Here is a 21,125-nt window from a genome sequence, read left to right as displayed (position 1 = left end):
CTGCGCAAATCCCATGCCAAACGGCAGGGGTGACCAACTTACTTTAAAGTAAGTGCCATTAGGCGTTAGCCCCGGTTCAGAAATGTTAACGACGTTCAAACATCTTTCGATCAAGATTATAAGCCGACCGGCGCTTTACCCCTTTACTGCTTTTCCACACTATAAACACCCACTCATTTTATAACCGTTCTTACTAAACTAAAACGCATTTTTTCGGTCCAGACAATTAAACTGCAGTCAAATTCTCACCATGGATCGACTATACTGAAACCAGCGAAACACCAACCTGAGATTCAATTGATTGGAGAATTTATATGACCGCCCAACGTATTACCCGTCGTGAAGCCCTGCAGACAACCGCCGCCCTGGGAGCAGGGCTCTGGCTGGGGAGTTCTCCTCAGCCGACGCGGGCTGCTGCGAATGACAAGCTGAATGTTGCGGTGATCGGCATTGGGGGGCGCGGGGTGGCGAATCTGAATGGCGTGGGCAAGACCGAAAATATTGTCGCGCTGTGTGATGTCGACGACAAACGGGCGGGCAAAGCGTATGAGCGTTTTCCCAAAGCGAAAAAATACGCTGACTACCGCCGCATGCTGGATGATATGGAAAACCAGATTGACGCGGTCATCGTGAGCACTCCCGATCATACGCACTTCCATCCCTCCATGATCGCGATGACGATGGGCAAGCATCTGTACTGCGAAAAGCCGATGGCTCATTCGGTCTGGGAAGTGCGCGAGATGACAAAGCTCGCTGCTAAGAACAACCTGGCGACCCAACTGGGCATGCAGCGACACGCGCTGGCCAACATGCATCGGGCCGTCGAACTGATCAAATCGGGCACGATCGGCGATGTGAGTGAAGTCTACAGCTGGATCAGTTCTACCAGAGGCATGCCAGCACAGCCGGTCAAAACGGTTCCCGTTCCCGAAACGCTGGACTGGGACCTGTGGATCGGCCCTGCGAAGTTCCGTCCTTACGCTGTGAACTCCAAAGGGGAAGGCACGCTGGCGCCCTACAACTGGCGTTTCTGGTGGGATTATGGCACCGGGGAGACCGGCAACTGGGGCTGTCATATTCTGGACATTCCCTATTGGGCCCTCGATCTGAAATACCCGACGCGCGTGGATGCCTCGGGACCAAAGATCGACGCCGAGCGCACACCCTCCGAAATGTTGACCAGCTTCGACTTCCCGGCCAATGACAAACGGGGGCCCGTGAAACTGCACTGGTCACAGCAAAAGAACGGCCCGGCGATTCTCAAAGAAAAAGGACTCAAGCTGAAAGGCGCCAACACGCTGTTTGTCGGCTCCAAGGGTATGCTGCTGACCGGGTTCGGCTCGCTGAAACTGTTCCCCGAAAAAACCTTCGACGGATTCAAAGCGCCCGAGCCCTTCCTCCCCGATTCCCCCGGGTTCTACAGGGAATGGACGGACGCCTGCAAAGGAGGCAACCCCGCGACCTGCAACTTCGACTATTCGGGCCCGCTGTCCGAAACGGTGCTGCTGGGCAATACCGCCTACCGCGCAGGGGGCGGCTTCGACTGGGATGCGTCCACGCTGAAAGCCAAAGGGAATGAGAATGCCAAACCGTATCTGCATTCCGAATTCCGCAAGGGCTGGGAAGAGTTCACGAGTTAGGACTTTACACGTTCGATGAATGACATTCTGATTCGGGAAGCGAAGCCCGCTGATGATGCGGAAGTGACAACCGTTTTTGAAACGGCGTTTGAACCACTGCGGTCCATCTATCGGCCCACCGGCGCTGCGCTGGCCCGCCAGGCGGAACGTGCTCAGGCTGGCACGCGACTGCTGGCTGAAATTGATGGTAAGATTGTCGCGACCGTTCAATATGATTTGCATGCCGATCACATCCACGTCATCGGTCTGGCCGTCCATCCCGATTTCCAACGCAAAGGCATCGCAGGGCAGTTGCTGGACTGGATCTGTATTCGTACAAAGAACCTTGGACAACCTGCTGTCGTGTTAGATACAATCCGGGAGACCGGCAATGTCCCCCTGTTTGAAAAGCTGGGCTTTCGCGTGGTTCACGAAGAGAAAGCAACCTGGTGTATTAGCGATACGTACCAGGAAGTACATGATGTCAAACTGCAACGCGCGATTTAATAATTGAGATCCCATGAACCATGAGTGAAACTCAATTGAGTAGCGAACCAGAATCAGGGAACCGGCGTCATTAATCAACAGAGCACTCCGGCGGTTTATGGCGACCGCTGATCTGTCTAATGCTCCTTCATCACAAAAGGCAGTGCGGCGATGATAATTCGGCCAGCGGTATTATCTGATCTGGAGGCGATGACCGAGATTTACAATGAAGCGATATTAACGTCGACGGCGACTTTTGATATGGAACCGATGACGCGGGACGAACGTTTACCCTGGTTTGAATCGCACGACGAGCGGCATCCGATTCTTGTTGCTGACGTGGAAAAGCAGATCGTGGGCTGGGCCTGTCTTTCCCAGTGGCGTCCTCGACGGGCGTATGCGGATACAGCAGAAACATCGTTTTATGTCAAAACCTCACATCGCGGCCGGGGTATTGGGCGGCAGTTGAAGCAGGCGATCATTGAAGAAGCACGCCGCCTGGGTTATCACACGCTGATCGCTGGCGTCGCGGAAGGGAACGAGGTCAGCCTGCATCTCAATCAGAGTTTCGGATTCGAAGTCGTAGGTACATTTAAAGAGGTCGGAAAGAAATTCGGCAAGGTCCTGGACGTGACGTATCTGCAATTGATGCTGAACTGACGCGCGATGCGAAGCACCAGAATCGTCTGCGGAATTGCACTTTCGGTCCGAAGCTGGTAAGAAAAACAGAGCGAGCTGCCTGAACTCGAACTGTTTACTCCTGCTCAAGAAAGACTCTGCCCATGAAACGCGCGCACGTCCTGGCTGTCTGTCTCTGTCTGTTCGTCACCTCCTGGCTGGAAGCCGCGGAAACGTCTGCCGTCACTCAGGAAACCGTCATGGTCCCGATGCGGGATGGTGTGCTGCTGGCGACCGACGTCTACCGCGATCCCAGTCTCAAACAGGCGCCGGTCCTGCTGATGCGGACGCCTTACAATAAAGACCGCGTGAAAAAATCTGCAGAGCGGTTTGCGGCCGCCGGTTATGTTGCCGTCGTGCAGGACTGTCGCGGCAAGTTTCAGTCGGAGGGGGTGTTCTACCCCTACGATCATGAAGGCCGCGACGGCTACGATGCGATTGAATGGCTGGGGAAACAGCCGTGGTGCAACGGGCGCATCGGCATGTGGGGGGCATCCTATGTCGGCGCGACGCAGTGGCTGGCCGCCAACGAACGGCCGCCGGGACTGGTGACGATTGCACCCACGGCAACCTTCAGCAGTTTTTATCGCAACCTGTACCTGGACGGCGCGATGCGGCTCTCGTTGATCACGCGCTGGGCATCGGGTAATTCTCAGAAGCCGGAAGATGCGACTGTGACAGACGACTGGCGTAAAACGTTATTGCATCTGCCGATGAGTGAAATTGACGAACAGATCGGCTGGTCGATTCCCTGGCTGGAAGGCATGCTGACGCATCCGGAACACGATGGTTACTGGAAGCCGACCGAGTTGACGGCTGAAATCGTCGATCTGAAACTGCCGATGCAGCATATCGTGGGTTACTACGATTTCTTCTCGCGTGAAACCGTGGGCAACTTCGCGCGAATGCAGCAGCAGGCCCGTCATCCGGAAACGCGCGAGTGCCAGCAGCTGATCCTGGGCCCCTGGGATCATGGCTCGATCGGTCGTGCGAAAGTAGGGGACGTTGATTTTGGTGAGAACGCAGTCATCGACAAGGATGGCGAGAACCTGAACTGGTTCGAACAATACCTGAAAGCAGACACTACGAAATCACCTGCCGTCGCGGTGCCTGTGAGATACTTTTCCATGGGCGATAACGTCTGGCAGCAAGCACAGACCTGGCCGCCCCAGGGTTTTACGCCGACTCCCTTTTATCTGCATTCCGAGGGGAGCGCGAACACCGGTGCAGGGAATGGCAGGCTCGATTATTGTCCGCCTGTGACTGCGGAACCTGCTGACAGTTTCAAAGCTGATCCTGCTGATCCCGCGCCTGCCTGCCCGGTGACCGAGAAACGTCCGTTGATCGCAGCGACCTGGGCTCCCGTGGATCAGCGTCCGATTGAAAAACGAAACGACGTGCTGGTTTATACGTCGGAACCCTACACGGAGCCTGTGACATTCGCCGGCAATGCCCAGGCAAAGCTGTTCGTCTCAGCCGACACACCCGATGCGGACTGGGTGGTGAAACTGATCGACGTACATCCGGACGGATTCGCACAGAATCTGGCAGTCGGAATTTTGCGCGGTCGTTTCCGCGATTCAGAATTGAAACCGATGGCTCTGCATCCGGGCGAAGAATACGAAATCACCGTCGACCTGGGACCGATCGCCGCCCAGATCGGAGCAGGTCATCGACTGCGCGTGGATATCTGCGGTGCCTACTTCCCGCTGTTCGACCGGAATCCGAATACAGGGGAAGGACCGTTCGGCAAGGGAACGAAAATCGCAACCGAAAAAGTGTATCACGATGCAGTCCGGCCGTCGCGAATTATTCTGCCTTGCCGGTAGGTTAGAATGGATGATTTTGCACGAATTCTTCTATGACTCTTAAACTAAGGTAAGTAATAATGTTGAAATATAATCCATTTCAGCCGGGTCAGATTGTTAACCCTTCAATGTTCGCTGGACGTATCGATGAATTATTTTCACTTGAACAAGCATTGTTTCAGACTAGAAACAAAAATCCATCTCACTTCTTAATTCACGGTGAACGAGGTATAGGAAAATCATCCCTTTTACTTTACCTTGATTATCTTGCAAAAGGTTCTTTTGAATCACTCAACAAAGAAACATTCAATTTCGTAACGGCAACAGTTGAACTCGAGATCGGAAACACTTATGTCGATATCGTAAGAAAGACGGGATCAGAGTTATCTCGTTCATTGAAAAGACATGAAAAGTACAAAACAATGCTCAAAAAAGGCTGGGATTTCATAACCCAATGGGAAGCCTTTGGTGTTAAATACAAAAAGTCAAATGACGATTTTAGCCGCTCTCAGCTCTTCGAAGAATTATGTGAATCGGTATATGAAGCATCAATACGATTACAAGAACAAAGTGACGGAATATTATTACTTATTGATGAATGTGACAAACCATCTTCAGATGCTCATCTTGGCGAATTTTCAAAAATATTCACTGAACGGCTATCTCGGTTGGGTGCAACAAATGTAATTCTTGGATTATCTGGTATTTCAAATGTACTAGATAAGATGAGAAAAAGTCATGAGTCATCACTGCGCGTTTTCCAGCAATTTGAGCTAAAACCCCTACCTCTCCCAGAAGCTATTGAAATTGTCGATAATGGAATAGAAGAGGCGAATGCCCGAAACCAAGAAAAGGTAAAAATCGACAAAGATGTTACACAATGGATCGCAGAGCGTGGATCACAAGGATATCCGCACTTCATACAGGAGTATGCTCATGCAGCTTTTGATGCAGACAATGACAACCACATTACAATGATTGATTTACACAACGGTGTCTATCGTGAAAATGGTGCCTTGGCACAACTTGGAAAGAAGTATTTCGAAAATATGTATCTCGAACAAATTGGTTCAGATGATTACCGAAAAGTGCTTCAGGTAATGTCTGAATTTATGGACGAATTTGTAACGAAAGCGAAATTACGTACCAAAACTGGCCTAAAGGATCACACGTTAAACAATGCTCTCTCTGCTTTAAAAAGCAGGAACATAATTATTCCCCAAAAGGGAAGAAAGGGAGAATATCGTTTACCATCGAAATCATTTGCTATCTGGATCAAAACGTACGCATCAAAAGATGATTGAGTACCATGCATCTCAAATATAGTAGACATCGAGATTTCAATTATTGCTTAAAGTAACTTCAACTTTTCACTCTAACAGTTACTAGAGATATGCCTCTCACATTACATCTGACAGCAAATAGTTTTGATTCAATTAGATGGAATCGGCACGACTTTCAGATTGACTTTGGAATCGTCAATGATGCTCAGCACATCGCGGCAGTATTCGTGGCAGTTGATACAGGTATTCAGCGAATGCATATAGGAGTAAGTAGCACCGTCGAGATTTCTCTCTTGCGCCATCTTCGCGAGTTTCTGTGCCTGCTTGCGGAGTTCGGTGCGATGGTGTGCATAAACCGGATCTTTGTGCGCTGCCCAGGCGGTGGCGTTGCAGATGCTACTCAATTCGGTGGCACCACGATGGATCTGTTCAAAATTTTTCGTAACCAGGCCATTGGTGATCTTCTGACTACAGGCCAGCTTGGCCAGCATCAATGCTCCCTGCTGTTCGCCGGGATCGGCTTCCGATTGGTCTGATTGACTAGAGGCAGAGACTGCACCCGCGATGAAAAGAACGCCTGCTGTCACCAGTAACCATCGTTGCGTCATGCTCATTTCTGGTCCTCTAAACGCGCGACAGGCAAGCCTGTGACGCAAAATAAAATGCCCTGTTGCAGGAGGCCGTCCCTGTGTCTTTGATCCGTATAATCGGCCTAATACTTCGTATCGGCTAAGAAGGTCCGAATTCTGAAATCAAGGAACAGGAAAGACTCAAGAATCGCCTGTCGCAGCAATTAATCATTCGTTATTTGTAGATTTTACATCGACTACGTTCATCAGAAACCCCTCTCCTCCCTGCGCATTCTTTTGCCACAGCCTGTGTGCAGGGCTGAGTCTATCTTCTTTTCTGACGAGAATCTGGTAAAATGAAGTGCAAACGAATTTTAAAGCAGGCCGAATCTGCATTCCTCAAATGGGTCACCCAGCTTAAAGAGTCCTGACCCCTTTATTTTCAGTGAGCCCTTAATGAGTCAGGAAGATCAGCCGCGCATGAAGTTCGGCACGTTTGGTGGCGTTTTTACACCGTGTACGCTGACCATCCTGGGGGTGATCATGTTTCTGCGGTTCGGCCAGGTGGTCGGACAGGCGGGCGTATTGTATGCGATTCTGATCGTGCTGGCTTCCAAAACGATTACCACACTGACGACGCTGTCGCTCTCCGCCATTGCTTCGAATACGCGCGTCAAGGGGGGCGGGGCGTACTATTTGATCAGCCGAAGCCTGGGCGTTGAGTTCGGCGGGGCGATCGGCGTTGTGTTCTACCTGGCACAGGCCATCTCGGTGGCGATGTATGTGATCGGTTTTACTGAAGCGTTTGTAGGAACCTTCTCTGCCTGGGAAAGCCACTTTGTTATCATCGCGACGCTGATCAATGTCGCGACATTCGTCTGCGTGTATATCGGCGCAGGCTGGACGATCAAAGTTCAGTATTTCATTCTCGCCATCCTGGGCGCGGCACTGGCGTCTTTCTATCTGGGTGCCTTCTCCAGCTTTGAGTTTGGTATCATGCGCGAAAATCTCATGCCTCATTACGACGCGGGCGAATCGCTGTTTACGATGTTTGCGCTCTTCTTCCCGGCGGTGACCGGCATCATGGCGGGTGCTAATATGTCCGGGGATTTGAAGAATCCTTCGCGATCCATTCCGAAAGGTACATTGGGAGCCGTCATCGTGACCGCGGTGATTTACCTGTCACTGGCATTCCTGCTGGGGGGCACGCGGCCTCATGCAGATCTGATCGACAACAACCTGATCATGAAAAACATTTCCGTCTGGCCGGTGCTGATCACCGCCGGCGTGTTCGCCGCAACGCTCTCGTCGGCGCTCGGCTCCATGATGGGTGCCCCACGGATTCTGCAGGCGTTCGCGAGAGACGATATTTTCAAACGGCTCTCGTTTTTTGGTGCGGGCAGCGGCTCCAGTCGTGAGCCACGCAGAGCAACGGTACTGACGTTCGTAATCGCCCAGATCTGTATTCTGCTGGGCGACCTGAATGCCATCGCTCCCATCATCACGATGTTTTTCATGATCACGTACGGCTTGTTGAATCTGGCGACGTTTTATGAGGCGATCACGAAGAATCCCAGCTATCGACCGACGTTCCGCTATTGCCACTGGTCGGTCTCTTTAGCAGGCACGGTGGGCTGCCTGGCGGTGATGTTTTTGATCAACTGGATCTGGGCAAGTGCCAGTATTGTAGTGATCAGCGGCTTATACTGGTTTATCCACTATCGCGAAGTCGAGTCCCGCTGGGGCGATCTGCACAGCGGTATGGTATTCGAGCGTGCCCGTCAAAGTCTGTTGAAGCTTGAACAGGAAGCCTATCACCCCAAGAACTGGCGGCCGATCATTCTGACATTAAGCGGCACGGCCTGGAATCGACCACATCTGGCGGTCTACGGTCACTGGCTCACAGCAGGGCACGGCATTCTTTCGATTGCGCATGTGGTCACGGGAGATATCGAGGAACATGCGGAACGCCGTGAGAAATTCGAAAACACCCTGCGCGCGTTCATCGCGAAAGAAGAACTGCTCGCGTTTCCGGCAGTGGTAGTCTCGGAATACCTTTCAGATGGAGTCGAGGCGCTGGTGCAATGCCACGGCATCGGCGGCTTGCGACCAAACACCGTTTTGCTGGGCTGGCCGAACAATCCCCAGAAGTCAGAGTCATTCGGGTCGACTGTTCGTCTTGTTTCCCGACTGGGTCGCAGTATCATCGCGCTGCGTTTTCTCGGCTATCGGGAAGAAGAAGGCGAACCGACAGGCTCGATGGTTGATCCCTGGGATGTCCCCATCGGTACGATCGACGTCTGGTGGCGTGGCCGGCGGAATGGATCGCTGATGCTGCTGCTGGCGCACCTGTTACATCAAAACCCCGCCTGGCGTCGCAACCGGATTCGCGTGCTGCGTGCCGTTGCGAATGACGAAGCGGTCGAAGAAGTGACCCGTCACATTGAAGAACTGTCCGCCTCCGCGCGAATTGCCGCCGAACCGGTGATTGTGGTCTCTTCCGATCCTGCCCAGGCGATTCAACAAACCTCGGCTGAAGCGGCGGTCGTGATCCTCGGATTTGAACCGCCTGAAGAAAGCGCCGAGGCCGCGTTCTTTGCCCGCATGGAATCTTTCGTCGGAGATCTGCCGCGCGTGCTGTTCATCGAAAGTGCCGGCGGCATGGAACTGGAATCGTAACCTGCAACTGCGATTCGCCGTGCATGGCATAGACTCCTGCTTTTATTATACCACCCTGACCTGGTTCTCAACGAATTTATTTTCGAGATCTGAGTAGAGAAACCGTCGGACGATTTGTCATTCCTCTTTGGCTTCCGTTCGCTGCGGAGTCTGATAGAATAAAGATTACCACTCGGAGTATCTGAAATCACTATCAAACAGGAATATTACATGCGTCACTTACTGCTGAGAAATATTGTGTGTCCCCTGATCGCGGCGGCAGTTGCGTTTTCGTTGTCTCAGTCTGTGATGGCAGCCGAAAAGTACGAACTGAAAGTCGTGACGGATCGGCCCGATGCGATTTATCAAGCAGGGGAAGAGGCAACGTTTCTGATTTCACTGACAAAAGACGGAAAACCACTTGCCGGTGAGAATGGCGAGACGGTGACGTACCGGGTCGATGATTATATCAGCAGTGGCCCCAATTACCCGAACGGAAAACTGACCGTGGGCAGTGAGCCGGCGGTCGTGAAAGTGACGGCTGACAAACCGGGATTTCTCCGCTGCGTGGTCACCCTGGATGAGAACAAAAAACTGACTAAAACAGCCGGGGCCGCGTTTTCACCACAAGAGATTGAACCCAGTCTGCCCGTACCGGCTGACTTCGATGAGTTCTGGGCGGAACAGAAACGCAAGCTGGCAGAAGTCCCTGCCAAAGCGAAGCTGACGCCGGTCACCCAGCCTAACAATAAAATTGAGTGTTTCGATCTGCAGGTGGACTGTCTCGGCGGAGCGCCGGTCTCCGGTTACCTGGGCAAGCCGAAAGATGCAAAACCCAAGAGCCTGCCTGCCATTCTGTGGGTGCATGGCGCGGGAGTTCGCAGTTCCTCACTGGGCAATGCCATCAAAGGAGCAAATGAGGGAATGCTCTCCTTGGACATCAACGCGCATGGTCTGCCTAACGGCAAGTCGGCGGAGTTCTATAAAGAGCAGTATGCAGGGCCGCTGAAAGGCTATCCACACTTCGGCCGCGAGAACCGCGAGACCACTTATTTTGTCGGCATGTTTTTACGTTTAATTCGCGCGATGGATTATCTGACTTCCCAACCGGAATGGGACGGAAAAACACTGATCGTGATCGGCCACAGCCAGGGAGGCGGACAGGCGCTGGCTGCCGGTGGTCTGGATGAGCGCGTGTCATTCATTGCGACCGGCGTACCCGCGATTTGCGATCATTCCGGACGGGCTGCAGGACGCATCAATGGCTGGCCAAAACTGGTCACCACACTGCCCGACGGCACGCCTGCCGCCGAGGAACTGAAAGCAGCGCAGTATGTAGACGGCGTCAACTTCGCCAGTCGCAGCCAAGCCGATGCGATTATGAGTGTCGGTTTCATCGACGTCACGTGTCCCCCTTCAAGCTGTTACGCCGCCTACAACCAGTTGAAGGGGAAGAAGCAGGTCATCAACAAACCCCTGATGGGCCACGCCGCCCCGGCGGACATTCACAAAGCGTTTTTTGCTGCGGTGAAGGAGCATGTGAAACAGCAGTCTCATGAAAGATAAAAAGCGAATGAATCCGGTCAAGGTCTTTAAACGGATCTTAGTGCTGTTGCTTTGTTTCAGCCTCTCTACACAGATCATTGGGCAGATAACAGGCGAGGCACGTTACATGCTCTGGTCGAGTGTTTCAATAATCACTGGCTTTGTACTTGCTTCATTACCATTGTTCCTGGTGATCCTGACTGGCATCATTGAGAAAATAAAATTTCATCGACAATCAAAATATTGAATTCTAATTACCTGGACCAGTTCTCCTGGCATATTGGTTCCTGGAACCTTTTTCTTCTTTGCGAGCGGCCTTGCCAAAATGTTCATCTGACTACTATGATGTGATTTACAGAAATTGCGTGCCCCGTGGTAGAAACAACATTGGTATTGAATCGTTTTGGAGAAATCAATGACTTCTCAGTCAGGTTTAAAAAATGAATGTCATGCAACAACAAATTTGCACGCACGCTTTGCCGTTTCGGGACTGCTCCCGTTTCTGTCAGTAGCTGTCCTGCTGATCATTTCTACCGCCTGTCAAAACCAGGAAGCCCCGCAACAGACGACCGACGCACCGAAAGACAAACCAGCTGAAAAGCAAGAAGTGAAGCCTGACCATTTCGAAGGACCGCTCCAACACGAAAGAGAAGTCAATTGTGTGGCCTTCAGCCCGGATGGCAAAACAGTGATTACCGGCTGCCGCGACCAGACAGCGCGTCTCTGGGATGTCGCAAGCGGACAACAAATCGGGGAACCACTCGAACATTATGGGCATGTGAATTCTGTGCTCTTCAGCCCGGATGGAAAAACGGTTCTTACCGAGCACGGATCGAAGGTCAGCATCTGGGATGTGGAAACCCGGGAGTTGCAGGGCGAACCGCTTGAGAATCATGGTGGCCTGAAAGCGATCGCAATCAGTCCGGATGGTAAATCTCTGGTGACAGGATGTTTTAACAAAGCAGGCTACCTGTGGGATCTGACAACAGGCGAACAAAAAGGTCAGCCTCTGCATCATGAGCTGGAATTCTTGGATGTGGCTTTCAGCCCGGATAACAAACTGGTTCTCACAGGCAGTGCGGATAACACCGCGCAACTCTGGGATGCAAACACCGGCGAACCACAGGGGAAACCTTTCCCCCATTTTGCTGCTGTTGTGAGTGTCGCTTACAGCCCGGATGGTAAGACGGTGATCACCGGAAGCCAGGATAATACAGGACGACTCTGGAATGTCGAAACTGGTAAACCTGTAGGCAGCCCGCTGGAACATGGTTTATTTCTCTACGCGGTGGCTTTCAGCCCGGACAGTAAAACGGCGATTACCGGAGGAGCCGACTCGAAGGTTCGTTTATGGGATGTGAGCAATGGTCGCTCAAGAGGAAAACGACTCGACCACACCGACTTTGTTGAAATCGTCGCGTATAGCCCTGATGGAAAAACGATCGCGACGGTCAGTTCTGATGACAAACTGTGGTTCTGGGACTCTGAAAGCGGAAAACTGAAAGGCAAACCGTTCAAGCATGAAGATGGAATCAACGCAATGGCCTTCAGCCCGAACAGTAAAATAATTATCACCGGGTCCGATGACAATACGGCCCGCCTGTGGAAGGTACCCTGATTTGACTTCAGGACCGGTGATAAACAACAAGCCGCTCACGATAAGTTATCGTTAAACGTTACTTGATCGAACCGGTTGAAGGTTTGCTGAAGATCGGGTAGGGTGAGGGCTTCTCAAACTTTACCTGCAAGGAGTCTTCCCATGAGCGAACGAATTATTATGCGTACGGGCGAAAGCCTGGTAGCCGGCGGGCCGCCGTTTACGGCTGCGGAACCAGAAGTGGTGATTGGTGAACTGGATGGTCCCGTGGGAACCGCAATTGCCACGCTGACCGGCGGGCAGTCGGCCGGTCACTCGAAAGTGTTCGCGATCCTGAATACTGATATCCAAGTCAGACCAGTCACGCTGATGGTCAGCAAGGTGACTGTCAAGAGCAGTGCCTACACGAATATTCTGATGGGGACCGTGCAGGCGGCGATTGCCAACGGCGTGCTGGATGCCGTTCGCGCGGGGGATCTGCCTAAAGAGAAAGCGAATGACCTGGGCATTATCTGTTCGGTCTGGCTGAATCCGGGCGTTGCCACCGATGAGAACCTGGACCACAAGGCGCTGTTCGAAATTCATCGCAAAGCCACCGCGCAGGCGATTCATAAAGCAATGCACAACGAACCTTCGATCGACTGGCTGCTGGAACACCAGGACGAGATCACACACAAGTACTACCAGAAAGGCCTGGACGGGACGCTGTAACAGAGGGGCGTTTGGGAATCGACGTACAGCCCATGATCTGTCTCCCCCGGTGATATCAATTCTGACCGGTTCAGACTTTGATATCGCACAGGGGGATGATGGTGCTCGTTGATTCCAGTAGCTGTTTGATCGTCACCCGCGCGAAGGCGGCTTCGGTTTCCGCGTAAACGCGATCCAGTTCCGCATGCAGTGGACACAGACTGGTATGCGACTTGAGCCCCAGCGGACAGGCGTTAATCCGCTCCAGGGGAGCAATGGCGTTGACGATATCCAGAATTGTCAGTTCGCCACTCTCAGCGATCAGTTCATAGCCTCCTTTGGGGCCGCTTTTGGAACTTACGATCCCCGATGCCGCCAGGTCCTGCAGCACGCGCGTCAGGTAACGACGGGGCACTTTCGTCCGCTCGGCCAGGAAGTCGGCTGATGCCGGTTTTCCGGGTTGTCCTGCCAGACAGGCGACCGCGCGCAGGGCATATTCGTGAGTTTTGGAAAGCATTTGGTCCAATCCAGGTCAATTTTCAATAATATCCTCAATTCTACACCTTGACATGCAGAATTATATTCTATACCTTTTGGTGTAGTATAAAGGTTTCGGCCTGTATTTCAAGGTTTCTCTGGGGAGAACTCATTATGTTAAGCGCTAAAACGATTGAAATTGTTAAGGAAATCACGCCGGCAGTCGCCGCCAATGCGGAGACAGTGACCCGGGTGTTCTACAAACGCATGTTCCAGGAGAACCCCGAAGTGCAGGCCTATTTCAACCAGGCCCACCAGCATTCGGGCGGACAGCAGAAAGCCCTGGCGGGTGCCATCTGTGCTTATTTCACGCACATCGATGATCTGGCAGCGTTGACTCCGGCAGTCGAACTGATCGCGCAGAAACATTGTTCCCTGGGCATTCAGCCCGAGCAGTATCCGATAGTCGGCAAACATCTGCTGGCAGCCATCAAGGAAGTCATGGGCGACGGCGCGACCGACGAAGTGCTGGCGGCGGTCGGAGAAGCGTATCAACTGCTGGCGGACGTCTGTATTGGACGCGAACAACAGATCTATGCAGCACAGCAGGCGGCGGTCGGTGGCTGGAACGGTTACCGTTCGTTTGTCGTCGATCGCAAGGAGCAGGAAAGCGATGTGGTGACTTCGTTCTATCTCAAGCCGGCTGATGGGCAGGCGATTCCCGAATATCTGCCGGGTCAATACATCACCGTGAAGATTGATCACCCCACCACGCCGACTTCTCCGCGGAACTACAGTCTCTCCGATCAGCCGGGACAGGGATATTATCGCATCAGTGTGAAGAAGGAAGGCCCGTTAACGGCGAATGCTCCTGGTGGATTGATTTCAAATTATCTGCATGAACAGGTTGAACTCGGCGATACACTGCAGATCGGTCCTCCCTATGGTGAATTCACACTGGCTGCGGATACGCCGTCGACACGACCGGTGGTACTGCTGGCTGGTGGAATAGGTATCACGCCGTTACTGGCGATGGCCAAATCTCTGGTAGCAACTCAACCGGAGCGGCCCGTCTATCTGCTGCAGGCCGCCCGCAACAGCAGCACACATGCGTTTGCGGAAGAAGTACAACAGTTGCAGACGAAAGGTTCAAATTTGCAGACACGTGTGATCTACGACCAGCCCCTGGAAGGGGATGTCGAACAGCAGCGGTGTGACGCGACGGGCGTTGTGAGCGAGAGCCTGCTGCGGGAGTGGACGCCGTTTGAAGACGCCGAGTATTATTTCTGCGGGCCGAAAGTTTTCATGCAGAATGTGTATCGCAGTCTGCAGGCCCTGGATGTGGGCGACGATCGGATTCACTTTGAATTCTTCGGTCCGCGTCAGGATATCGAGAGCGCAGCTGCCGTCGGCTGATTCGTTTTTCATAAAGAGACTGTTAATGATAAACGGCTTCTGGATGGGTGATCATTCAGAAGCCGTTTGTGATTTGGTTCATACAATCGCTGACATCTTATTTCTGTCCTGCCCTACTCCTTAGTCCACGTTCGATCTGACAACGCGCCATCTGACAATCTGATTTTATAAATAAAGCCATAAAATGTTTGTCCATATACATAACCGCAAGACTCATCGACAAAGTCCTGGTACTCTCTTTTTGAGCAAATGGCTTTATCACGTCCCCAAATCCCAATAAATGCATCCACTGCGTTCCCAAACTTATATTCTCCCTGGCTCTCTACTCGCCAAATGGGTAGCCCACTGTTATCGACCATAAACACATTTCGACCTATTCCTTCCTTTTCTAATTCCTCTACAACACTGCGATATGGGTCATCTGGTCGCATAAACTCAAGTGATCCGACTTCAAAAACAAGCACAGCTCCACGGTTACCAATTTGGATGCGACGTTTCGATAGAGATAGATCAGGTATAAACATCATCGACTACCATTACAAAAGTGAAAGTCAAGATTTTAATCGGGTGGTGCGTTTTCGTCGCATTTTTTGCAGTTGAGCTGATGCCCCAGCATTGAATCGCGGCCGGCGGCGGTGGTGACCCAGATGCGTTCTTCGAGCGGCGGGTTGTGGCGGACGTGCTGATTGTGGCCGCACGCGAGCTGTGCGACCCAGTGGCCTTCTTCGTCAGTATGATAGCCGGTGATGGGCTGCTGCATGGAGTGTCCTGCTGAAATTTGAGAGACTAAAAAGGGGGCAGGAATCGATCAATTAACTCCGCCCCCCTTTTTCACTCTTCAGGTGAATACACTTTCATGATTAATCCAGCAATCGGGTATTGCTGCCTTCAATTTCATCACTCCCTCTTTCGTGACTTTAGTTTCGAACAACCATAAAAGAGTTAGTCTGGTCAGCTCTTTAAGATGCACAAGTCCTGCATCACTGATGTTGGTGTTGTTAAGGTCCAATGTGGTTAGATTAGTCAATCCTTTAAGATGTTCAAGACCTGCATCACTGATATCGGTCTTTGCAAGGTGCATTGTCGTTAGATTGGTCAGCTCTTTAAGATGCACAAGTCCAGCGTCACTGATGGTTCTGTCAGACAAGTCATGGATCATGCTGCCAGAAAAATTGACTCGTATGACATTGCCCGTATCATCACGAATAATTATTCCCCCAAGTGCCTTGATCGAGTCGGTAGCTGATTCATCCGTCTGTCCACACCCGCTACACAACAGAAGAAAAATGAACGTGTTGAAAACACCGTGCTTGTTCATTGAGGTAATATTCTTCATCGAATGACCTTCTGATGAAATAGGAGATGGATCGAATAAAGAAGCTCAAACTCAATTCTGGAATTTGAACACCGTATTAGCACTATACTATTTCTAAGTAATTCTCTTTACTTCCACCCCTTCCACATGCTTTACCATCATCAGGCCCGCATGACCGACCACGCTTTGTATTTTGGAAAAACTCGGGTATTAAAAAGGTGTCCTGATGAAATCGTTGCTCAGTCGCTGGAACTTTTTTTGAACTGTTCGTTGATCGACTTGAGGGTTTCTTCGGTGAGGACCTGTCCGCCTTTGGGGCCGACGTTGTTGCTTTCGATGATGGCGCTGTAGCTGCCGCCTCGAACCGCGCGTTCGCTGGGCACGTAGGAGCCGGGGCCACAAAGCTGAATCACAAACGTCTGCAGGGCCGGGCTGCGGGATTTCATCTGGGTGCCGAAATCGGTAAAGAGTTCGAAATCGTTGGTGGCAAGAGCGACATCGCCCAGACGCAGGGTGTGCAGTTCCATCTGGTACGGTTTTTCTGTGCCGGCATGCTGCGCGTCGTAACGATCGAGGACACGCTGTTTCCAGTTTTTGATCCAGACTTTGGAAGGATCGTCGGCGTAGGCGATGACCTCTTTCTTCACGCGTGCGTAATCTTCGTCGGTGACGATCTGTCGGGGGAGTTCGATGGTTCTGACTTCGTGTTTCAGAACCGGGTCGGCGTGTTTCTCCTGTTGCGCGCCGGCGTAGGCTTCTTCCCAGGCGTTGACGATGCGGCGTGAAATTTCTTCCAGCAGTGTCAGTTCGCGGAGTTTCATCATGCGGGCTTCGGCCGATTTGCGATACATGGGGCGGGGCACCTGATCGCCGCCGGCACCGGTCCAGCCGAGCACGCAGAGCTGGTCGCCGTACTTCTTCTTCAATGTTTCGCGGACCTCATGCCAGTAGTCGGCGTTGACGGCAGAGCGGCCTTCGACGGCCTGCGCGGGGCAGGCGACGTTGATGGCGGTCGCGATCAGTTTGTCTTCATTGTTCCAGAAAAAGAGGACTTCGACGCCGTGATCTTCGTAACCTTCGATGCCGCGGAAATCTTTGACGCTGGTGCTACCATACATTTTGGCCCAGCCTCCCTGGTACAGGGCACGCCGATTCTGTGCGACGACCGCATGCCCCAGTCCCCAGGCAACGCGGCCCGGCTGACGGCTGTTCCAGGCTTCGATGATGGCGTCGGCGATTTTCTGTGATGCGAATTCCACGAACTCGGCCGGTTTGGTAACACCGGTTTCCGGCAGAGTGTAGCGTCCTTCAATCATCGTAGGCGCGGTGTGGGTGTGCGTGGCGTTCATGATGACCTTCTTAAGATCGAGGCCGTTCACTTTGCCTTTAAGTTTATCGCGCACCGCTTCATGGATACCGCCGCGAATGCAGACCAGGTCGCAGGAGACAAAGACAGCGTGTTCCAGTGATTTGGCTCCTTCGCGTGATTCCAAAACCAGCGCGGTGGCGGTGACCGGACTTTCCACTGTTTTGGCGATGCGGGTTCGCATCTGGCCTGTCAGCGAGACGGGCAGCTTGGGGGTGATATCCGTCGTCGCAGCACCCACGTACAACTCAGCGGCTTGCGACGGTGCGACCAGCAGGAGCATAAAGGTTGTCAGCGGGATGATTCGCTTCAGATCCGAAAACAGATGTGCGGGCATGGGATACTCCTCCGGGTTAGCGGTGATTGGTTTCAGGCACTCTCAAGGGGTTCGAAGTCGGCTTCCTGGAAATCGTCGACGCTGGTGAGCCAGTGTTCCTGGATAAAAGCCTGATGTGCGGAATGGTTGCTGTAGAAGTCGTATTGTTCCTGCGTGTCGAACCGCATGCTGATGCCGAACGTGTGCGGATTTTTGGGGCTGGTCTGGCGACGGATGACGAAGTCTTTGACATCCTGAATTTCTGCCAGGGCAGCGGCGGCGGTGAGGAACGTGGTTTCTTCAGCAGAACCGTGCGAATGTTTGAGGCGAAAGGTGACGGTGTGTTCAATCACGGGGTGAAGTTCCTGTTGTTCAATATCGATTTCATTTAGCCGTTGATGCTGTCTTACATGGTAAATTAAGAACGTTAATTTTACCATCGTGGCGCAGTTTTGATTTTCTAATGCGAAAAACTGGAAATGATACGAACGAATTCTGGTGACCGGGATCTGCACGGAGTAGCATGAAGATTCAGCCTGTCATTGAATCGCTTATTCAGATGAATCAAACATGGATATTGAGAGACATTGAAATCGAACTTATGAATATATTTCGACTCAGAAGTTTTTTGACACTCTATTATTTCATTCTGCTCTGTTCTTGCAGTCTGACTGTGAAGGGTGCAGAGCCCGATCAAAATGCGTTGTTGAAACTGCAGGCTGATCAGGCGTGGCAGGTGACCTGGACCCGTTTCTATCGATCTGAGACGCATCTGTTTTATGATTATCTCAGCAGCTATGAACCGGGGAAGGAACTCGGACATCTGCCGACGGCGGAAGAAGTCAAGCGGCAGTTTCCCAATCCGTGTGGTTACAGTACGGGGATGGAAGACGGCATGATCCTGGGTGGAGCGATGCTGAGTACGATCGTCGACATGTACGACGTCACCGGGGATGAAAAGCTGAAAACGGACATCGACAATGTATTTCAAGGCATCAAGCTGTGCGCGACCGTGCATGGCGTACCCGGTTTCATTGCCCGCGCGGTGTGTGTCGAAGACGGCAAAAGCGTCTACATCAACTCGTCCCGCGATCAATACACACATTGTGTGCACGGCATGTGGCGGTACTATCACAGTCCGCTGTGCAATGAGGAAACGAAACAGGAGATCCGCGCGATCCTGTCTGCGGTCGCCGACCGGATGATTGCCAATGTGACGGCGGAGACGAACTATGATTTTCTGCGGGCGGATGGCAAACGCTGTCCGCTGGGGATCTGCCGCATGTGGAATGTGCGTCCCCACGAAGCGGCGCGGCTGCCGATGATTTATGCAGCGGCCTGGGATGTGACGGGTGAGGAGAAGTATCGGAAACAGTACCGTCACTACCTGACGCCGGCGATTCGGCAGACGCAGTCGATGAAACCGGACGAACATCATGCGGCTTACGTGTATGTACAGATGCAATGTTCGTTCGAGTTACTGCATCAACTGGAACAGGACCCGCAGCTCAAAACCGACCTGCAGGGGCTGATGAAACAGACGGCGGAAAAAGCACTCTCCAAAATCGGTCATGCCCGCAAAGCCCTGTATGACCTGGATCTGACCATGTTGGGCCCCGACTGGCGCGAAGCAGAAAAATGGATCACGCAAGGCGAGTACCGCAATCCGCAGTGGGGCACGTACCGACGCGTGTGGCATGCGATCCGCGAAGCGGGGGAGCTCTCACTCGTCCCGCTGATGGTGACCGACCTGCCGATCACCGACGTTCAGAAACAGGACCTCAAAAAAATTATCCTGCGGATGGACTACGAACAGACCTCCAGTTGCGGTATCATCTATCATCTGGCCGCCTACTGGAAAGCCCGCAAACGCGGATTGTTTTGAGGGGGCGGTGAAACTTTTTTTCTACCACGAAAAACACGAAATGAATTTAGATGGCTGCAGGTTTTGACTGATGACACAGCAGGAAAAGATAGACCGGTTCTGGTTGTGCTTTGAGAGCCAGGCGGAACGGCTTTTCGAACAGCCTTCGCTGGAAATCATTGATGAACTGACAGAACAGCTGGCGACGGTTGACTGCGGCATCAGCTGTGAAGTGTCTCAGGTAACGACCTGTTCTGATCGCGAACTGATTCTGACCGCGCACGGCGATGCTTCTCGTTTTAAACTGATCGGGACGCTGGTGCAACGGGCGCCGCAGATTTCGGGCTGGCGGGTTCTGGCTTTGAAACCGCCCCGTGGATTTTCATTTCACGTTGACGGCAAAGAGCGTCTCTCGATCAGTGACTGGCGGTTTGTGCCCCTCAAATCCTCGCCCGACTTCAGTAGATTCGGGTTACGCATTGAGATGCCGGAACAGGATGCCCGATTGCTTGATGAAGATTCATTATCGTTTATCCTGGAAGAAGGGGTGGGTGAGGTATTATTGTTGTTGTGTTCCCATATTGAATTCGGCAGCAGCGAGACAGCCGACGCGCTGTCGATCCATTCTCTGGCCGAAACGATCTTTGACTGGGCCCTCGTGCGGGGGCCGGAATCCATGCGAGCCTGGTTACCACCCCTGGAGCAGCACTGATGTTTGCATGGCTTGTTGAAGAGATGGCGTCGATTACCACCAAATAGTTTCACCTTGCCGATGAAGTGGAAATCTACTCGGACCAGTCTAATTACGCCATCATGCGGCATCCGGGGCGCATCTTCCCTGATCGCTGATTCAGGGAGATTCACTGACGAGCCTGTGCCATGCCGCTGATGCCGTGCGACGAGAAATCGATCGTGGAGATCTGGAAGAAGCGAAAGCTGAGCTTGAGATGCTGAGAGAAGGGCTCTGGTTCCGATTGCAGAATTATGAAGCCGTGCTGCTTGAGCATGAATGTGAGATACCATTTCAGCGTGGACTGCAGCCCCAACCTCCGTTGGAGGTTTTTGATGATGAGCACGAGTGAAACTGGTGTCTGTTTTTCGTGGTAGATAAATTAAGATGGAAGGTTTTATCTGCTCCCATTGCGATCTGTAGCTGGTTCGATAATCGCCGGACGGGCCGACACATGGGACGGCCCCTACGTTGAACGGGTGGGATGTGTTGTTCTGAATTGTAAGATTGCCCTGACAGGTTCCTGTTGTCTGCGACAACCCCGGATTGCATCCGGGGCAACCCGCTTTTCACCATTAGCCATACAGTAAATGCTGCAGATTCTGCAGATCGGGAGACAACCGGGGCTAAGGCCTAATGGCACTTACTTTAGATCAGTGTGTTTCAATTTCTCTGGGGGCTTTTTTCTTTTTTCGAAATGGTCTCTCT

Annotated in this window: 21 protein-coding genes; 14 read left to right on the top strand and 7 right to left on the bottom strand. The window is 52.3% G+C overall.

The window, feature by feature from the left end; translation table 11 throughout:
- Positions 1–314 precede the first annotated feature (314 nt).
- From ACN0YH_RS27440 to ACN0YH_RS27420, 5 genes are all read left to right on the top strand, one after another.
- On the top strand, positions 315–1,640 hold the full coding sequence (locus tag ACN0YH_RS27440; RefSeq protein ID WP_417382800.1) for a Gfo/Idh/MocA family protein: 1,326 nt from the start codon (positions 315–317) through the stop codon (positions 1,638–1,640).
- Positions 1,641–1,655: 15 nt separating this feature from the next.
- Positions 1,656–2,126, top strand: coding sequence for a GNAT family N-acetyltransferase (locus tag ACN0YH_RS27435; protein ID WP_417382799.1), 471 nt, complete (start codon positions 1,656–1,658; stop codon positions 2,124–2,126).
- Positions 2,127–2,276: 150 nt separating this feature from the next.
- A complete protein-coding gene (locus tag ACN0YH_RS27430; protein ID WP_417382798.1) occupies positions 2,277–2,765 on the top strand; it encodes a GNAT family N-acetyltransferase in 489 nt (162 codons plus the stop codon).
- Between the two features lie 122 nt (positions 2,766–2,887).
- Complete coding sequence (locus tag ACN0YH_RS27425) at positions 2,888–4,612, top strand: CocE/NonD family hydrolase (RefSeq protein ID WP_417382797.1); 1,725 nt, start codon at positions 2,888–2,890, stop codon at positions 4,610–4,612.
- A gap of 59 nt (positions 4,613–4,671) precedes the next feature.
- Entirely contained in the window at positions 4,672–5,895 is a 1,224-nt protein-coding gene (locus ACN0YH_RS27420; protein WP_417382796.1) for an AAA family ATPase, read from the top strand.
- 128 nt (positions 5,896–6,023) lie between these two features.
- Here the strand turns inward: ACN0YH_RS27420 and ACN0YH_RS27415 are convergent, their stop codons facing one another.
- Entirely contained in the window at positions 6,024–6,482 is a 459-nt protein-coding gene (locus ACN0YH_RS27415) for a hypothetical protein (protein ID WP_417382795.1), read from the bottom strand.
- 417 nt (positions 6,483–6,899) lie between these two features.
- Here ACN0YH_RS27415 and ACN0YH_RS27410 point away from each other — a divergent pair, with 417 nt between their 5' ends.
- The 4 genes from ACN0YH_RS27410 to fae all read left to right on the top strand — a co-directional run bounded on the left by ACN0YH_RS27410 (position 6,900) and on the right by fae (position 12,954).
- Positions 6,900–9,122: an amino acid permease gene (locus ACN0YH_RS27410; protein ID WP_417382794.1), complete on the top strand. Its 2,223-nt coding sequence runs from the start codon at positions 6,900–6,902 to the stop codon at positions 9,120–9,122.
- 210 nt (positions 9,123–9,332) lie between these two features.
- The gene (locus tag ACN0YH_RS27405) at positions 9,333–10,667 is read left to right on the top strand and encodes an acetylxylan esterase (protein ID WP_417382793.1); all 1,335 of its coding nucleotides are present in this window, start codon (positions 9,333–9,335) and stop codon (positions 10,665–10,667) included.
- A gap of 394 nt (positions 10,668–11,061) precedes the next feature.
- Positions 11,062–12,264 carry a WD40 repeat domain-containing protein gene (locus tag ACN0YH_RS27400; RefSeq protein WP_417382792.1) on the top strand — a complete coding sequence of 401 codons (1,203 nt, stop codon included), beginning with the start codon at positions 11,062–11,064 and terminating at the stop codon, positions 12,262–12,264.
- Positions 12,265–12,405: 141 nt separating this feature from the next.
- The gene (gene fae, locus ACN0YH_RS27395) at positions 12,406–12,954 is read left to right on the top strand and encodes a formaldehyde-activating enzyme (protein WP_417382791.1); all 549 of its coding nucleotides are present in this window, start codon (positions 12,406–12,408) and stop codon (positions 12,952–12,954) included.
- Positions 12,955–13,024: 70 nt separating this feature from the next.
- Here fae and ACN0YH_RS27390 read toward each other — a convergent pair whose 3' ends face one another.
- Positions 13,025–13,450: an RrF2 family transcriptional regulator gene (locus ACN0YH_RS27390; protein ID WP_417382790.1), complete on the bottom strand. Its 426-nt coding sequence runs from the start codon at positions 13,448–13,450 to the stop codon at positions 13,025–13,027.
- A 134-nt stretch (positions 13,451–13,584) separates the two neighbouring features.
- On the opposite strand from ACN0YH_RS27390, the gene hmpA reads away from it, so the two are divergent.
- A complete protein-coding gene (hmpA, locus tag ACN0YH_RS27385; RefSeq protein ID WP_417382789.1) occupies positions 13,585–14,826 on the top strand; it encodes an NO-inducible flavohemoprotein in 1,242 nt (413 codons plus the stop codon).
- A gap of 113 nt (positions 14,827–14,939) precedes the next feature.
- Here hmpA and ACN0YH_RS27380 read toward each other — a convergent pair whose 3' ends face one another.
- The 5 genes from ACN0YH_RS27380 to ACN0YH_RS27360 all read right to left on the bottom strand — a co-directional run bounded on the left by ACN0YH_RS27380 (position 14,940) and on the right by ACN0YH_RS27360 (position 18,176).
- Complete coding sequence (locus ACN0YH_RS27380; protein ID WP_417382788.1) at positions 14,940–15,353, bottom strand: hypothetical protein; 414 nt, start codon at positions 15,351–15,353, stop codon at positions 14,940–14,942.
- Positions 15,354–15,385: 32 nt separating this feature from the next.
- Positions 15,386–15,586, bottom strand: a complete 201-nt coding sequence (locus ACN0YH_RS27375; RefSeq protein ID WP_417374980.1) for a DUF3565 domain-containing protein — start codon at positions 15,584–15,586, stop codon at positions 15,386–15,388.
- 78 nt (positions 15,587–15,664) lie between these two features.
- Positions 15,665–16,162 (bottom strand): leucine-rich repeat domain-containing protein, encoded by a 498-nt coding sequence (locus ACN0YH_RS27370; protein ID WP_417382787.1) that lies wholly within the window; start codon positions 16,160–16,162, stop codon positions 15,665–15,667.
- A 218-nt stretch (positions 16,163–16,380) separates the two neighbouring features.
- On the bottom strand, positions 16,381–17,844 hold the full coding sequence (locus ACN0YH_RS27365) for a neutral/alkaline non-lysosomal ceramidase N-terminal domain-containing protein (RefSeq protein WP_417382786.1): 1,464 nt from the start codon (positions 17,842–17,844) through the stop codon (positions 16,381–16,383).
- Between the two features lie 32 nt (positions 17,845–17,876).
- On the bottom strand, positions 17,877–18,176 hold the full coding sequence (locus ACN0YH_RS27360) for a Dabb family protein (protein WP_417382785.1): 300 nt from the start codon (positions 18,174–18,176) through the stop codon (positions 17,877–17,879).
- A 248-nt stretch (positions 18,177–18,424) separates the two neighbouring features.
- Here ACN0YH_RS27360 and ACN0YH_RS27355 point away from each other — a divergent pair, with 248 nt between their 5' ends.
- The 4 genes from ACN0YH_RS27355 (at position 18,425) to ACN0YH_RS27340 (ending at position 20,769) form a co-directional block, all read left to right on the top strand.
- Complete coding sequence (locus ACN0YH_RS27355) at positions 18,425–19,708, top strand: hypothetical protein (protein ID WP_417382784.1); 1,284 nt, start codon at positions 18,425–18,427, stop codon at positions 19,706–19,708.
- 70 nt (positions 19,709–19,778) lie between these two features.
- Entirely contained in the window at positions 19,779–20,399 is a 621-nt protein-coding gene (locus ACN0YH_RS27350) for a hypothetical protein (RefSeq protein WP_417382783.1), read from the top strand.
- Between the two features lie 65 nt (positions 20,400–20,464).
- Positions 20,465–20,536, top strand: coding sequence for a DUF6959 family protein (locus ACN0YH_RS27345; protein WP_417382802.1), 72 nt, complete (start codon positions 20,465–20,467; stop codon positions 20,534–20,536).
- Positions 20,533–20,769 carry a DUF6959 family protein gene (locus ACN0YH_RS27340; protein WP_417382801.1) on the top strand — a complete coding sequence of 79 codons (237 nt, stop codon included), beginning with the start codon at positions 20,533–20,535 and terminating at the stop codon, positions 20,767–20,769. The genes ACN0YH_RS27345 and ACN0YH_RS27340 overlap by 4 nt, the downstream gene beginning before the upstream one ends.
- Positions 20,770–21,125 lie beyond the last annotated feature (356 nt).

The sequence above is a fragment of the Gimesia sp. genome (assembly GCF_048262075.1).
Taxonomy (GTDB): Bacteria; Planctomycetota; Planctomycetia; order Planctomycetales; family Planctomycetaceae; genus Gimesia.
This window is presented reverse-complemented; position numbering and strand designations above follow the sequence as displayed.